General features: G+C 66.7%; 9 protein-coding genes and 1 pseudogene. 8 read left to right on the top strand and 2 right to left on the bottom strand.

What is annotated here, in order from left to right; genetic code table 11:
• Positions 1 to 102 precede the first annotated feature (102 nt).
• From ACFUTU_RS00050 to ACFUTU_RS00030, 5 genes are all read left to right on the top strand, one after another.
• The gene (locus tag ACFUTU_RS00050; protein ID WP_377959726.1) at positions 103 to 1,038 is read left to right on the top strand and encodes a carbohydrate ABC transporter permease; all 936 of its coding nucleotides are present in this window, start codon (positions 103 to 105) and stop codon (positions 1,036 to 1,038) included.
• Positions 1,039 to 1,196: 158 nt separating this feature from the next.
• A complete protein-coding gene (locus ACFUTU_RS00045) occupies positions 1,197 to 2,006 on the top strand; it encodes a carbohydrate ABC transporter permease (RefSeq protein ID WP_377959916.1) in 810 nt (269 codons plus the stop codon).
• A gap of 35 nt (positions 2,007 to 2,041) precedes the next feature.
• On the top strand, positions 2,042 to 3,385 hold the full coding sequence (locus ACFUTU_RS00040) for an ABC transporter substrate-binding protein (RefSeq protein WP_377959725.1): 1,344 nt from the start codon (positions 2,042 to 2,044) through the stop codon (positions 3,383 to 3,385).
• A gap of 34 nt (positions 3,386 to 3,419) precedes the next feature.
• Entirely contained in the window at positions 3,420 to 5,441 is a 2,022-nt protein-coding gene (locus tag ACFUTU_RS00035) for a beta-galactosidase (protein WP_377959724.1), read from the top strand.
• A gap of 49 nt (positions 5,442 to 5,490) precedes the next feature.
• Entirely contained in the window at positions 5,491 to 8,670 is a 3,180-nt protein-coding gene (locus tag ACFUTU_RS00030; protein WP_377959723.1) for a glycoside hydrolase, read from the top strand.
• Positions 8,671 to 8,690: 20 nt separating this feature from the next.
• Here the strand turns inward: ACFUTU_RS00030 and ACFUTU_RS00025 are convergent, their stop codons facing one another.
• Positions 8,691 to 9,962: an ROK family protein gene (locus tag ACFUTU_RS00025; RefSeq protein ID WP_377959722.1), complete on the bottom strand. Its 1,272-nt coding sequence runs from the start codon at positions 9,960 to 9,962 to the stop codon at positions 8,691 to 8,693.
• Positions 9,963 to 9,972: 10 nt separating this feature from the next.
• Positions 9,973 to 11,280 (bottom strand): FAD-binding protein, encoded by a 1,308-nt coding sequence (locus ACFUTU_RS00020; RefSeq protein ID WP_377959721.1) that lies wholly within the window; start codon positions 11,278 to 11,280, stop codon positions 9,973 to 9,975.
• Positions 11,281 to 11,493: 213 nt separating this feature from the next.
• Here ACFUTU_RS00020 and xylA point away from each other — a divergent pair, with 213 nt between their 5' ends.
• The 3 genes and pseudogenes from xylA to ACFUTU_RS00005 form a co-directional block, all read left to right on the top strand.
• On the top strand, positions 11,494 to 12,684 hold the full coding sequence (gene xylA, locus ACFUTU_RS00015; protein WP_377959720.1) for a xylose isomerase: 1,191 nt from the start codon (positions 11,494 to 11,496) through the stop codon (positions 12,682 to 12,684).
• A gap of 4 nt (positions 12,685 to 12,688) precedes the next feature.
• Positions 12,689 to 14,197 (top strand): xylulokinase, encoded by a 1,509-nt coding sequence (gene xylB / locus ACFUTU_RS00010; protein WP_377959719.1) that lies wholly within the window; start codon positions 12,689 to 12,691, stop codon positions 14,195 to 14,197.
• A gap of 216 nt (positions 14,198 to 14,413) precedes the next feature.
• Positions 14,414 to 15,191: pseudogene (locus ACFUTU_RS00005) on the top strand (hypothetical protein); the annotation flags it as partial.

Genomic DNA, 15,191 nt, shown 5'->3' with positions numbered 1-15,191 from the left:
ATCTTACCAATCATGTTTGCGCAAACATACACAAAAGCGCACAGCAATGTTTACGCAAACAGAGCAGTATTTCGCCACCCGCAGCCCGACAGAGGACCTTCCATGACAATGACGTCCCCGCACCTGGCGGCGCCGGCAGCATCGGCCGCGCCGGCAGGCCGCACCAGACGTGCCAACCGCCGATCCTGGGCGGGCTGGTGGTTCATCGGCCCGTTCATGGCCGTTTTTGGCCTGGTGTTCCTGGCACCGATCGCCTACTCCATCTACCTCAGCGTCTTCCGCAACCAGCTCATCGGCGGCACGGCGTTCGTCGGCCTGGACAACTACGCCCGGGCGTTGGGTGACCCGCAGTTCTGGTCCGCGCTGGGCCGGGTCTCACTGTTCCTGGCTGTCCAGGTGCCGGTCATGCTCTTCATTGCCCTGGTTGTGGCCCTTGCCCTGGACAGTGGCCGGCTCTACGGTAAATCGTTCTTCCGGATCTCGATCTTCCTGCCCTACGCCGTGCCGGCCGTGGTGGCCACGCTCATGTGGGGCTTCATGTACGGCACCCGCTTCGGCCTGGTGGGAAACATCAACCAGGCCTTCGGCCTGAACCTGCCCAGCCCGCTCTCCTCGGAACTGGTGCTGGCCTCGATCGGCAACATCGTCACGTGGGAGTTCATCGGCTACAACATGCTGATCTTCTACTCGGCGCTGACAGTCATCCCCAAGTCCCTCTACGAGGCCGCCGAGATCGACGGCGCCGGACAGTTGCGGGTCATCACCGCCATCAAGCTGCCGGCCATCCGCGGCGCCATCGTGGTGGCCACCATCTTCTCTGTGATCGGCAGTTTCCAGCTCTTCAACGAGCCCAGCATCCTCAAGAGTCTCTCGCCCAACACCATCTCAACGTTCTTCACGCCCAACCTGTACGCCTTCTCCCTGTCGTTCTCCGGGCAGCAGTACAACTACTCCGCCACGGTGGCGATCATCATGGGCCTGATCACCATGGCCATCGCCTACGCCGTCCAGGTCCGCGGCATGCGAAAGGAGCGCTGACCATGAACGTTCAGACCGCCTCCCGTCCGGGCAACCCCGGCGCCGCCAAGAGTGCGTCGCCTTCCGCCCGCCTCCGTTCCCCAAGCCGTTCCCCACTTCGTTCCGGTGGGACAGCCCGTTCCCGGCGCTCCCGCCGGAGCGTGGCGCTGACCCTCCTGATGGGGCTCGTCCTGCTGTACAGCCTCGCCCCGCTGTTCTGGCTGCTGGTCAATGCCACCAAGACCCAGGACGGGCTTCTCAACTCGTTCGGTCTGTGGTTCGACGGCGATTTCGCCCTTTGGGACAACATCGTCCGGACAGCGACGTACGACGGCGGGATCTTCCTCCGCTGGTTCGCCAACACGGTGCTGTACGTCGTGCTCGGCGCCGGCGGTGCCACCTTCCTTGCCGTGCTCGGCGGCTACGCGCTGGCGAAGTTCGATTTTCCCGGACGGAAGGCCGTATTCGCCGTCGTGATCGGTGCGGTGGCCATCCCCGGAACGGCACTGGCCGTTCCCACCTTCCTGATGTTCAGCCAGATGGGTCTCACCAACACACCCTGGGCCGTGATCATCCCCTCGCTCATCTCGCCCTTCGGCCTGTACCTCATGTGGACCTTCGCGTCGGAGGCCATCCCCTCCGAGATCATGGAGTCCGCCAGGATCGACGGCGCGAACGAGGCCCGCACCTTCTTCCAGGTCTGCCTCCCGCTGCTGACTCCCGGCATCGTCACCGTGCTGCTTTTCACCATGGTGGCCACCTGGAACAACTACTTCCTGCCGCTCATCATGCTGAAGAACCCGGACTGGTATCCGCTCACCCTGGGCCTGAACGCCTGGAACGCGCAGGCCGGCACTGCGGGCGGGGAAGCCATCTTCAACCTGGTCATTACCGGGTCCCTGCTCACCATCCTCCCGCTGATCGCGGCGTTCCTGCTGCTCCAGCGCTACTGGCAGTCCGGCCTGTCCGCCGGAAGCGTCAAAGAATAACGCCCGTCCCACAACAACGCAGTTAGAAGGAAGACATGACCAAGAACCTGACCCGCCGCGGCCTGTTGCAGAGCACCGCCGTCGCCGCCGCACTCGCTTTCGGGCTCACCGCCTGCGGAAGCGGCGGCAACGCCGCGCCCCAGCAGACGGTCAACAGCGACGCCGTCGAAACGGCCCTGCAAAAGGGCGGCAAGCTGACCGTGTGGGCGTGGGACCCGTCCCTGAAGAAAGTCACCGAAGACTTCGAGGCCAAGTACCCGAACGTGGACGTCAACCTGGTCAATGCCGGCACCGGCAACGACCAGTACACTGCCCTGCAGAACGCCATTTCTGCCGGTTCCGGCGTGCCCGACGTCGCGCAGATTGAGTACTACGCCCTCCCGCAGTTTGCCCTGGGCAAGTCACTGGCCGATCTGGCTCAGTTCGGCGCCAAAGACCTTGACGGCACCTTCACCGCCGGTCCATGGTCCTCGGTCCAGGCACAGGGCGGCGTGTACGGCCTGCCCATGGACTCCGGTCCCATGGCACTGTTCTACAACAAGGAGCTCTTCGACAAGCACGGCATCGCAGTACCCACCACCTGGGACGAGTTCCTCGAAGCAGGCCGCGCGCTGAAGAAGGCTGACCCCAAGGCCTACATCGCGAATGACACGGGCGACGCCGGCTTCACCACCAGCATGATCTGGCAGGCCGGCGGCAAGCCCTACCAAGTGGACGGCACCAACGTCGGCATTAACTTCTCGGATGAGGGATCCGCCAAGTTCGCCGAAACCTGGCAAAAACTCATCGATGAGGACCTCCTGGCCCCCATCAGCTCCTGGAGCGACGAGTGGTACAAGGGCCTCGGCAACGGAACCATCGCCACCCTGGCAACCGGAGCGTGGATGCCCGGGAATCTCGCTTCCGGCGTTGCCGAGGGTGCCGGCAAATGGCGGGTCGCGCCCCTGCCGCAGTGGGAGAAGGGCGCCACCAGCAGCGCCGAAAACGGTGGCAGCTCACTGGCCATTCCCGCCGCCAGCAGCCAGGCCGCGCTGGCTTACGGCTTCCTGAAGTACACCAGCGTGGAGGACGGAATCCAGACCCGGATCGACCACGGCGCATTCCCCGCAACCGCAAAGGACCTTGCATCGGAGGAATTCCAGAACGCCGGCTTCAAGTACTTCGGCGGCCAGAAGGCCAACCAGATCTTCGCTGAATCCGCCAGTAACGTCCCCGCCGGCTGGTCATACCTGCCTTTCCAGGTCTACGCCAACAGCATCTTCAACGACACCGCCGGACAGGCCTACGTCTCCGGCACCAAGCTCAAGGACGGCCTGACAGCCTGGCAGGACGCCTCGCTCAAGTACGGCACCGAACAGGGCTTCACGGTCAAGCAGTAACTTCCCCCCACCACACCTCCGAAAGAGGAGATCCATGTCCCACACCACGCCCCACCGCTGGCTGCGCTGGCCGTCCCCGGACACAAAGCGGCTGGCCTTCGGTGCCGATTACAACCCCGAGCAGTGGCCCCGCGAGGTCTGGGCGGAGGACGTGCGGCTCATGAAGGAAGCCGGGGTCAACATCGTCTCCCTGGCGATCTTCTCGTGGGCACGCCTCCAGCCTGCACGGGACACCTGGGACTTCGCTTGGCTCGACGACGTCATCGACCTGCTGCACGCCAACGGCATTGCCGTGGACCTTGCCACGGCGACCGCCTCGCCGCCGCCGTGGCTGGCCGCCGAACACCCCGAAATCCTCCCGGTCACCCGGAAGGGCGAAACCCTCTGGCCAGGCGGCCGGCAGCACTGGCGGCCCACGTCCCCGGTTTTCCGCGAACATGCCTTGGTGCTCGTGCGGGCCATGGCGGAACGCTACAAGAACCACCCCGCCATCTGCGCCTGGCACGTTTCCAACGAGCTCGGCTGCCACAACGTCTATGACTATTCCGACGACGCCGCAGCCGCCTTCCGCCGCTGGCTCCAGGACCGCTACGGCACCCTTGAGGAGCTGAACGCCGCCTGGGGTACCGACTTCTGGTCCCAGCACTACGCGGACTGGAACCACATCCTCCCGCCGCGCCAGGCCGCGTCCTACCCGAACCCCACCCAACAGCTGGACTTCAAGCGCTTCTCATCGGACTCGCTGCGGGACTACCTGCGCGCCGAGCGGGAGATCCTCGCCAGCATCACCCCGGACATCCCCGTCACCACCAACTTCATGGTGATGGGGGAGACGAAGGGGATGGATTACGCGGCCTGGGCGGCCGACGTCGACTTCGTCTCCAATGACCACTACGTGGTCCCTGGCCCGCAGGACCATGACGAGCTGTCCTTCTCTGCCAACCTGACCGGCAACATTGCCGGCGGAAACCCCTGGTTCCTGATGGAACACTCCACCAGCGCCGTCAACTGGCAGCCCGTCAACATCCCCAAAAAGCCCGGGGCACTGGCCAGGGATTCCCTTACCCACGTGGCCCACGGTGCCGACGCCGTCTGCTTCTTCCAGTGGCGGCAGTCGCGTGCCGGCGCGGAGAAATACCATTCCGCGATGGTGCCGCACGCGGGCAGCAACAGCAGGCTCTTCCGCGATGTCACCGCACTGGGACAGACCCTGGAACAGCTCTCGCCGTTGGCCGGCAGCCGCCGTGAACCGGCCCGGGCCGCGATCCTCTTCGACTGGGACTCCTGGTGGGCCAGCGAACTGGACTCGCATCCCACAGACCGCCTCCGGTACCGGCAGGAGGCGCTGGACTGGTACTCGGCCTTCCTGGCCAACGGCATCCGCGCTGATGTCCTCCCGGTGGCGTCCGCCCTCAAGGGCTACCAGCTGGTCATTGCACCCGTCCTGCACGTGGTGCCGGCGGAGCTGCGCTCGCGGTTGACCGGTTTCGTTGAAGCCGGCGGGCACCTGGTGACCACCTACTTCTCGGGCGTCGTGGACCAGAACGACCACGTGTGGCTCGGCGGGTATCCCGGCGCGCTCAGTGATCTCCTGGGGATCCGGGTGGAGGAGTTCGGCCCGCTGGCGCCGGGGAAAGAAGTAACGCTCGACGGCGGGTCAACAGGCACGCTGTGGGCAGACGCTGTGGCCACCACCTCTGACGAGGCGAAGGTCCTGCGCCGTTTCACCTCCGGTGACCGCGCCGGCGAGCCGGCCGTGACGCGGCGCAGTGTGGGCGCCGGATCGGCCGGCTATGTGGCCACGCGGCTTGGGCCTGACGGCCTGGTCCCCGTCCTGCGTGAATTCGCGGGCCTGGCCGGCGTCGAGTCTGAACTGCCAGCGGAACTGCAGGGCGCCGTCGAACTCACCATCCGTACCGGTGAGAACGGCCGCTTCCGGTTCCTGATCAACAGAACAGACCACGCGGTGGACATCTCGGCAGTGCCGGGTGCTGTCCTGACCGGCACTGCCAAGCTGGCCGCCCGCGGCGTGGCAGTTCTTCACAAATCTAACTAAGGCAGCAGTCCCCAAAGATAAGCAGCAGCACCGCACCGAAGGGAATTCAATGACGAACAGATCCAGACGGCCCTGGGCCGTGACCGCCGCCGGCGTCACCGCGGCGGTCTTCGCGGCCGGCCTGAGCGCCGGACCCGCGCTCGCCGCGCCGGCAACCCAGGAACCCGTGCCTGCCGGCGCCGTGACCGTACGGCCGGACCCCTCCTACCAGGGCGACGCCTTCGAAGGCTGGGGCACCAGCCTGGTCTGGTTCGCGAACGCCACCGGCGGCTATCCTGACGAGATCCGGAACAAGCTCGCCGACATGGTCTTCGGCGACGACGGGCTGAACCTCAACATTGCCCGGTACAACATCGGCGGCGGAAACGCCCCGGACGTGAAGGACTACCTCCGGGCCGGCGGCGCGGTGGAAGGCTGGTGGAAGGCCCCCGAGGGAACTACCCGGGAGGACAAGGACTGGTGGGATCCGGAGAACCCCGACCACTGGAATCTCGACGCCGACCGGACCCAGCGCTGGTGGGTGGACCGGATCAAGAAGGACATCACGCACTGGGAAGCCTTCAGCAACTCCCCGCCCTGGTTCCAGACCGTCAGCGGATATGTGTCAGGCGGCTTCAACTCCTCCCAGGACCAGCTGCGGAGCGAGAGCGTTGACGACTTCTCCGCCTACCTGGTGGGTGCCGTCAAGGAGCTGGAAAGAGCCCACGGCATCAACATCGACACCCTCGATCCCATGAACGAGCCGAACACCCCCTACTGGGGAACCAGCCTGAATGCGGACGGGCAGCCGGTCGGCGGCCGGCAGGAAGGTGCCCACATGGGCCCCGAACTGCAGCAGAAGGTGGTCCAGTCCCTCGCCAAGGCATTGGCCGCAGCTGACACGGACGCAGTCATCAGCGCCATGGACGAAACCAACCCCTCGACGTTCGCCAACAACTGGAACAGCTACTCGGCGGAGGCCAGGTCACAGGTCAGCCAGCTCAACGTCCACACCTACGGAACCGGACAGCGGACCTCAGTCCGGGATATCGCCAAGGGCGAGGACAAGCCGCTGTGGATGAGCGAAACCGGCGGTTCCTGGCTGGACGGGCAGAACTTCACAAGCATGCAGCCCGGCCTGGGACTGGCCCAGCACATGGTCAACGACCTCCGCGAACTGGAACCCTCGGCCTGGGTGTTCTGGCAGCCCGTTGAGGACTACAACAACATGAAGCCCGGCGGCGAAAGTGCCATCGGGTCCAACTGGGGCGAGATCCAGCTACCCTTCGATTGCGCTGCCGGCGACACCCTCGAAAGCTGCCCGATCTACACGAACACCAAATACAACACAGCGCGGAACTTCACGCACTACATCAAGCCCGGCGACCGCCTGGTCAAGGTGAACGACCTCAACAGCACGGCCGCAGTCACGGACTCCGGCGCCACCGTGGTGCACGTGAACGACAGCAAGCAGGAGCGTCCCGTCGCCTTGGACCTTTCCGGCTTTGGGGCCGTTCAAGGCAACGCCACCGTGACGCCGGTGACCAGCGACGCATCCGGTGCGCTCGCGGAAGGTGAGCCGGTCGCCGTCGGCAAGGACCGCACGGCGCTGCTCACGGTACCGGCGGAATCGGTCACGACGTTCCTCATCAAGGGTGTGCATGGCGTGGCCAAGGACGCGGCCCTGGTGCAGTCAGGCCACACTTACCGCCTCCAGGGCATCGAAAGCGGCAAATCCCTCACCCAGGCCGCTGATGGCGCGGTGATCCGTTCCGGCGCCGGCGCCGACCAGCAGTGGAACCTCCGCCGCCTCAGCGGCGAGAACAGCAACCGTGCCCGCTACGCGGTTGAAACGCCCGACGGCGGCCGGCAGCTCGCCGTCGTCGACGGAACGCCCCGCCTGGTGCCGGCGGCAGCAGACCCGGCGGAAGCCTCACAGTGGACCATGTCCACTACCGGCGACGGCACGTACACGTTCGTCAATGCTGCCACCGGCAGGCTCCTGGAGGTGGGCGGGCATGCCACCGCGGAGGGCTCCCCGGTGACGCTGTGGACGGCGAACTCCGGTGAGAACCAGCGCTGGAAGGTCATCGACGAGACTGTCCAGGGATTCCAGGACGTTGCGGCATTCACCGTGCCAGGGACCGCCCCGGAGCTGCCCGACACCGTAGTGCCGGTTTACCGTGACGGTTCCCGCGGCGGGCTGCCGGTGACCTGGACGATGCCGCCGGACGCCCGGTGGAGCAAGCCCGGAACCGTTGCCGTGCGCGGAACAGCGACCGACGTCCTGGGTGTTGCCCATCCGGTCACGGCCAACGTCACGGTCGACACGCTGGTCTCGACCCTTCCGGCCCGCGCCAAGACGTATGCCGGCGGAACTCCCGTGCTGCCCGCCACCGTGACCGCGGTGACCACGGGCGGCAGCAAGGTGGAGCGGCCTGTTGTCTGGGAGACGGCAGGACCGTTCACCGCTACCGGCGTAGCCACCGTTGCGGGCACGGCAGACGCCGCCGACGGCAGGACACTCCCGGCCACCGTCCGGGTGCAGGTCACTGCGGGAACGCCCGACAACGTGGCCGATGATCCCGGGGCGGTCTTCGGCGCCAGCTTTACCGAACCGGGCTACAGCACAGCCGGTCTGGGCAACGGAAACCTGACGGACAAGGCATGGTCCAACTGGAAGTCCGGCACCAAGAACACCACGGACACGCTGTCAGTTTCCTTGGCTGACGTGAAGACCGTGGCCGGAGTCAAGGTCCACTTCTTCCGCGACGGATCCACCGACAGCTACGCCCAGAGCCTCCAGGTTCAGGCGAAGGCGGCCGACGGCACGTGGCAGAACGCGGGCGCCGCAGTCCAGGTGCCCGGCGGCAGCCCCGCCCCGGTGGTGACGGTTCCGGTTGCCAACGTGGACACCAGGGAAGTTCGGGTGGTGCTTACCGCCCGGCCGAACACCCATATGACGGTCAGCGAGGTGCAGGTCCTGGCACTGGCTCCGGGCAAGTCCTCCGACGCCGCTGCCGCGGGCATTTCCGTCAACGGCCAGCCACTGGCCGGCTTCGACCCGGAAGTCACCACATACCGGGCCAGCACCCAGGGCGGTCGACAGGAGGTCACGGCCACCGCGGCCGACCCGTACGCCACGGTCACGGTCACGCAGGCTGACACACAGTCAGGAACTGCAGCGGTTACCGTCAGGAGCGAGGACGGAAGCCAGACGCGGACATACGAGGTCGCCTTCGGCAAGTAATCTGCCGGGTTCCGCCGCGGCTATTCCGCGGCGGAACCCGCACCCGCGAAGCCCGCACCCGCGAAGCCCGCACCTGCGGAGCCCGGCCCGGCGGAGGCCAGCCCCACGGGATCGGCCAGGAACCGGGCGAACCCGAGTTCCGCCGCGCCGATCATCATCAGGTTCGACCCGAGCGCCGCAGGATGGACTTTGACCTGGCCGCCTGGACCGTCCAGGGCCTGCGACCGCAGGAGTTCGTCGAGTGTGGCCGGATCCAGTTCGTAGAGCACGCCCAGGAAACCGTCGAGGATGATTACCTCCGGATTGAAGGTGTTGACGGTGTTCCGCAGCGTAATGGCCAGGTAGCCAAGCTGCCGGGCCATCTCTTTTGCGACGGCGGGACTGCTGGATGCGCGGAGGGCCTGTTCCAGCTGGGACGTGTCGCCGCCGGGAAGCCCGAGGAGTTCGAAGAGCCGCCCCTGCGACACTTCCGTTTCGAGGCAGCCGGTGGCGCCGCAGTGGCACTGCGCACCATCGGTGCGGACCAGCGTGTGCCCCAGTTCCCCGGCGTAGCCGGCGGCGCCGCGCAGCAGCCTGCCGTCGGAAATGATCCCTCCGCCGATGCCGCTGGCCCCGCCGTTGAGGTACACAAGGTTGTCCCGCCCGGCACCGGCCCCGAAGATCAGCTCCGCTTCCGCGGCGAGGGAGGCATCGTTGGCGGCCTGGCAGGCATAGCCTGTGGCCTCGCCCAGCATCCGTGCCACCGGCTCGTTCCGCCAGCCAAGGTGCGGCGCATGCCGGACCGTCCCGTCGTCAGGGTTTACCAGGCCGGGAACCGCAACACCGATGCCGGCGATCCGGTACGAGTGGTCCAGCTCGGTGCGCATTCCCTCAATCACGGCCGCGGCGATGTTGACGGCTTCCCGCGCGCTGGGAATCCGTTCGGTGGCGAAGCGGATTTTTTTCTGCACGATGCCGCCGAGGTTCACCAGGCCGATAGTGACCGCATCGATCTCCGGGTAGACGGCCAGGGCTGCGATGGACGGGCTGGGACGCACCTCCGGGCTCGGCCGGCCCACCTGGGCCCCGCCTGTTGGTGCCGTCTCATACACCAGGCCAAGCGCAGCCAACTGGCCGATCAGGGTGCCCACCGTTGACCGGTTCAGTCCAGTTCGCCGTGTCAGCTGCGCCCTGCTGAGGACGCGGTGCTGGTGCACCAGGGACGTGATCAGGGCCAGGTTGTTCCGGCGGGAGGGGTCGAGCTCGCTGGGCGGCGCGGTCGGGGCAGCCCGTTGGCGAGGGGAAGACATCATCGGAACACTATCAGCTGTCGAAAACTGCCCGGTCCAGAAAAACTGCCCGGTCCAGGAAGCCGTTGCGGAACTTACCCTCCGGATCGAGGCGGCCCGCGAGGGCCTTAAAGTCGGCGAAGCGCGGGTACAGGGGCGCGAGGCGGGTGGCATCGCCGTCGAACAGTTTGCCCCAGTGGGGACGGGCGCCGAACGGTGCCAGCTCAGCCTCGATCACCGGGAGCACGGCCTCGACGGCGGGCTGGTCCTGTCGCCAGGTCAGGTGCAGGCCAATGCCGTCGGTGCCGTAATTCGGGCTCAGCCAGAGACTGTCCGCGGCCATGGTGCGGATTTCCGAGACCAGCAGCAGCGGCGTCACCAGGTGGGACAGCCGGCGCATCGCCCGAATGGCATCCACCGCGTGCTCACGGGGGACCAGGTACTCGCTCTGCAGCTCATCGCCCTTGCTGGGAGTGAATTCCATCCGGAAATGGGCCAGCCTGTCCGACCACGGGCCGGGGACGCCGAGCTGCTGCGTGCAGGTGGTTCCGGGGACACCGGCAATGGGGTGCCTGGGCTCGGTGGCCGGGCTGCCGCCAAAGAACTCCGCCCCCTGCGGCTCCCCATCTGCATCCGCCGCCGTCCGGGACTTCAGCCACTCCTGCGCGATGCGGTCCCCGCTCCAGTCGGTAAACAGGCTGACGCTGTACGCCGCGGAGGTCACGTCGTCGAAGTTCGCCAGGACCTGCTCCCAGTCCAGGTTCTCGAACACCGTCTGGGCCACCGTGAACGTGGGCTCGATGTCCAGCGTCAGGCTGCTGACCACGCCCAGGGCGCCCAGGTTCACCACCATGCCGTCAAAGTCGGCGTCGCCGCGGCGGGCGGTAAGGATCCCGCCGTCGGCCGTGACAATTTCAAGGCCGGCGACGGCGGTGGCCAGGTTCCCGTTGCGGTCGCCGGAGCCGTGGGTGGCGGTGGCGACGGCGCCTGCCACAGAGATGTGGGGGAGCGATGCCAGGTTGTGCAGCGCGTAGCCCTGCCGCTGCAGTTCCGCTGCCAGGGTTCCGTAGCGGGTGCCGCCGCTCACCGTCACCGTCAGGGAGTCCGGATCGACGTCGATGGCAGGGGCCAGGTGCTCCAGTGAAACCAGGAGGCCGGATGTGTCTGCGATGCGGTTGAAGGAGTGCCGGGAACCGAGGGCGCGGAGCTTGGTGGCGCCGGCGACCAGTTCCTGGAGTTCGGAAACTGTTGCCGGCTCCCGGAACTCAGCGGCGCCATACCTGAGGTTGCCCGCCCAGTTGTACTGCTCGGTGTGCAGCTCGGTCCCTGCTTCGCTAACCATGAACAGCCCTTCGTTTTGGTGTTTCCGAGAACATAACACCGATTGGGGCGTTATCGATAGCTTTTTTCCCTACTGGGGACCAGTGTGAAGTCTCAAGACAAAGGGTTGACAGTCTCCCGAATTCGAATATGTTTGTTTGTGGAACATTTCCCCGGCTCTTCCCCGCTTTCTTACTTCAGGGGCAGGTCCTCCACACCAATTCGGGAGCATTCAATGGCGATTCAGCCCACGCGTGAAGACAAGTTTTCCTTTGGTCTTTGGACCATCGGCTGGGAGGCGCAGGACCAGTTCGGGTCCGCCACCCGGCCGCCGCTGGACACGGTGGAGGCCATCAACCGGCTCAGTGACCTGGGCGCCTACGGCATCACCTTCCACGACAACGACCTTTTCCCGTTCGGCTGCTCCGCCGCTGACCGGCAGCGGGAGATTGACCGGCTGACCGGGGCGCTGAAGGCCACCGGCATGGTGGTCCCCATGGTCACCACCAACCTGTTCAGCCACCCGGTCTTCAAGGACGGCGGCTTCACGAGCAATGACCGCGGCGTGCGCCGCTTCGCCCTGCGCAAGGTCCTGGAGAACATCGACCTGGCCGCCGAGCTCGGCGCGGAGACCTTTGTGATGTGGGGCGGGCGTGAGGGCAGCGAGTACGACGCCGCCAAGGACATCCGCGGCGCCCTCGAGCGCTACCGCGAGGCCGTCAACCTGCTGGGCGACTACGTGACGGACAAGGGCTACAACATCCGCTTCGCCATCGAGCCCAAGCCGAACGAGCCCCGCGGCGACATCCTGCTGCCCACCCTGGGCCACGCCCTGGCCTTCATCGAGACCCTCGAACGCCCGGAACTGTTCGGCATCAACCCGGAAACCGGCCACGAGCAGATGGCGGGGCTGAACTTCACCCACGGCATCGCCCAGGCGCTGTACCAGGGCAAGCTGTTCCACATCGACCTCAACGGCCAGCGCAGCATCAAGTTCGACCAGGACCTCGTCTTCGGCCACGGCGACCTGCAGAACGCCTTCTCCCTCGTCGACCTGCTGGAGAACGGCGGTCCTCAGGGCGGACCGGCCTACGACGGCCCGCGCCACTTCGACTACAAGCCCAGCCGCACCGAGGACATCAACGGCGTCTGGGATTCGGCAGCCGCGAACATGCAGACTTACCTGTTGCTCAAGGAGCGTGCCAAGGCCTTCCGCGCCGACCCCGAGGTGCAGGCTGCCCTGGAGGCGTCGCGGGTTTCCGAGATCAACGTTCCCACCCTGAACCCGGGTGAAGGCTACGAGCAGCTCCTCGCCGACAGGTCCTCCTACGAGGATTTCGACGCCGATGCTTACTTCGGCGGCAAGGGCTTCGGCTTCGTGAAGCTCCAGCAGCTGTTCATCGAACACCTGCTCGGCGCGCGCTGATCCCATGGCGGCTGCTCCTCTGAACCTCGTTGCCGGGGTCGATTCCTCGACCCAAAGCTGCAAGGTGGTGGTGCTGGACGCGGACACCGGCGCGCTCGTCCGGGAGGGCCGTGCCGGCCATCCCGAAGGAACCGAGGTCCACCCGGACCACTGGTGGCGGGCGCTGTCCGCAGCGTTCGACGACGCCGGCGGGCTCGCCGGGGTCAGCGCGGTTTCCGTGGGAGGCCAGCAGCACGGCATGGTGCTGCTGGACGCTTACGGCAACGTGCTGCGGCCCGCGCTGCTCTGGAACGACACCCGCTCGGCTCAAGCCGCCGCGGTACTTACCGAAGAGGTGGGCGCTGCGGACTACGCCAAGCGGACCGGGCTGGTTCCGGTGGCCTCCTTCACCGTTACCAAGATCCGGTGGGTCCGCGATCACGAGCCTGACATCGCCAGCCGGGTGGCCGCCGTCGTGCTTCCGCATGACTGGCTGACCTGGCGGCTCAGGGGCTACGGCCCGGTAGGGGCCAGCCCTCTGGGGCCTGACCTGGGGCAGCTCACCACGGACCGCTCCGATGTGAGCGGCACGGGCTACTGGAACCCGGCCACCGGCGAATACGACCTGGAACTGTTCCGCCTCGCCTTCGGCCGCGACGCCGTCGAAGCCTCGGGTGCAGCTGGCTCCGGCGGTGCGGTGATCCTGCCGCGTGTGCTGGAGCCCGGTGCTTCACCGGGTTCCGTTCACCCGTCGATTGCCGGGGAGGGTGTCCTGCCGGGGCAGTCTGTCCGGCTGGGTGCCGGTGCGGGCGATAACGCCGCGGCGGCACTTGGCCTGGGTGCCCGGGCAGGTGACGTCGTCGTGTCCGTGGGCACCAGCGGGACCGTCTTTGCCGTCTCCGACGCACCGATCGGCGACCCGAGCGGCACCGTGGCGGGCTTCGCCGACGCGAGCGGGCTGTTCCTTCCCATTGCCGTGACCCTCAATGCCGCGCGTGTGCTCACCTCCATTGCCGGGCTGCTGGGAGTGGACTTCGACGAGCTGTCCCGGCTGGCGCTGGACGCGGAACCGGGAGCGGGCGGCGTGGTGCTGGTTCCGTACTTCGAGGGGGAGCGGACGCCCAACCTGCCGCACGCCACGGCCAGCTTCTCCGGACTCAGCATCGCGTCGACCACCCGGAACAACATCGCACGCGCCGCCGTGGAAGGGATGCTCTGCGGGCTGGCCGGGGGACTCGACGCCCTCCGTGCCCTGGGCCACCCGGCCGAGCGGCTGCTGCTGATCGGCGGTGCCGTGCAGAACCCGGCTGTCCAGCGGATCGCGGCCCAGGTATTCGACCTGCCAGTTCTGGTTCCCAGTCCCGGCGAGTACGTGGCCAGGGGAGCCGCCGTCCAGGCCGCATGGGCACTTACGGGGGAGCGGCCGCAGTGGGAGCTGGCTTTGGACAGCACGCCCGAGCCCGACTTCCGCCCTGCCATCGCCGAGCAGTACCGGGCGGAACAGCGCAAGGTGGCCCAGGCCGCCGCTGGCTGAGCCTGTGAGACCTGGGCTTGTCGAAGCCCGTGCTCGTCGAAGCCCGGGGCCGACGGACCCAACTAGGTAGCAGATCAGGGCGTTCCCAGGGCTGGGAACGCCCTGAACTGCTACCCGGTTTTCGTTCCGGGACCGCCTCAAAAAATTTTTAGATTCTATCCGCGCCTGGTCCGTGATCCGCCTTATTTTGTCGTACCCCGTTGGCAGACTGTGGTCATGGAGGTTCTGGGGAATCCCGCAGTGACAGGAGCGTCGCCGAACGGTGATGCTCCGCTTGCTGCCGCGGTTCCGGAGGCCGATGTTCCGGACACGGTTTTCCCGGATGCGGTTTTCCGTTTTGAGGCGGTTCCCGGCGGGTGGTCCACGGGTGAAGTCTTTGCGTTCGATGATGAACTCGCGGCTGGCGGGTTTGTGTATGACGATTACCTCGACGCGGTGGTTCCGGAGGACCCCTTTCCGGGTGGGGAGTATCCCGACGGCGTTTTCCCGGAGGATCCGTTTCCCGAGCTCCTTTATAGGGACGAGCTGTTTGCGGCCGGTTCGAACTCCGACGGTGCTGCCCCAGCTGCGGGGGCACCCGGGCTGGGTCTCGACAACCGGGTCGGGGCAGTGAAGACGCTTTTACGGGCCGATCTCACGGCCGACGGTCCCGGGCTGATCGACCAGACCGCGGAGGTGGAGAAATTTAAACACTGGGCCACCGGGCAGCAGGCCCGGCTCGCGGTCGAGTTTGAGGCCAGGCAGCGGCAGGAACAAGCCGAATTCGCGACTGTGGACGGTCCGGCGCAGGCCGCTTCCGGGCTGGCCACCAGCAGCACCCTGGCGGCCGAGGATCTCGGCAAGAAACGATCCAAAGAACAGAGCCTGGGTGTGGCTGAGCAGATCGCCCTGGCCCGGGCTGAGTCACCGCACCGCGGCGGCCGGCTGCTGGGCATGGCCAAAGCCCTCGTCATCGAAATGCCCCACACCCTCACCGCCCTGGATACCGGCCGGC

Source organism: Arthrobacter sp. NPDC057388 (assembly GCF_042668165.1).
In the GTDB taxonomy this organism is placed as follows: Bacteria; Actinomycetota; Actinomycetes; order Actinomycetales; family Micrococcaceae; genus Arthrobacter.
The sequence above is the reverse complement of the archived record's forward strand: the minus strand, read 5'-3'. Positions and strand labels throughout refer to the sequence as shown.

Bases quoted from the DNA above. Each gene is read 5' to 3' on its own strand.
- ACFUTU_RS00020 (WP_377959721.1), bottom strand. From the start codon at position 11,280: ATGGTTAGCGAAGCAGGGACCGAGCTGCACACCGAGCAGTACAACTGG.
- ACFUTU_RS00040 (WP_377959725.1), top strand. From the start codon at position 2,042: ATGACCAAGAACCTGACCCGCCGCGGCCTGTTGCAGAGCACCGCCGTC.
- xylB (WP_377959719.1), top strand. From the start codon at position 12,689: ATGGCGGCTGCTCCTCTGAACCTCGTTGCCGGGGTCGATTCCTCGACC.
- ACFUTU_RS00035 (WP_377959724.1), top strand. From the start codon at position 3,420: ATGTCCCACACCACGCCCCACCGCTGGCTGCGCTGGCCGTCCCCGGAC.
- ACFUTU_RS00050 (WP_377959726.1), top strand. From the start codon at position 103: ATGACAATGACGTCCCCGCACCTGGCGGCGCCGGCAGCATCGGCCGCG.
- ACFUTU_RS00030 (WP_377959723.1), top strand. From the start codon at position 5,491: ATGACGAACAGATCCAGACGGCCCTGGGCCGTGACCGCCGCCGGCGTC.
- ACFUTU_RS00025 (WP_377959722.1), bottom strand. From the start codon at position 9,962: ATGATGTCTTCCCCTCGCCAACGGGCTGCCCCGACCGCGCCGCCCAGC.
- xylA (WP_377959720.1), top strand. From the start codon at position 11,494: ATGGCGATTCAGCCCACGCGTGAAGACAAGTTTTCCTTTGGTCTTTGG.
- ACFUTU_RS00045 (WP_377959916.1), top strand. From the start codon at position 1,197: ATGGGGCTCGTCCTGCTGTACAGCCTCGCCCCGCTGTTCTGGCTGCTG.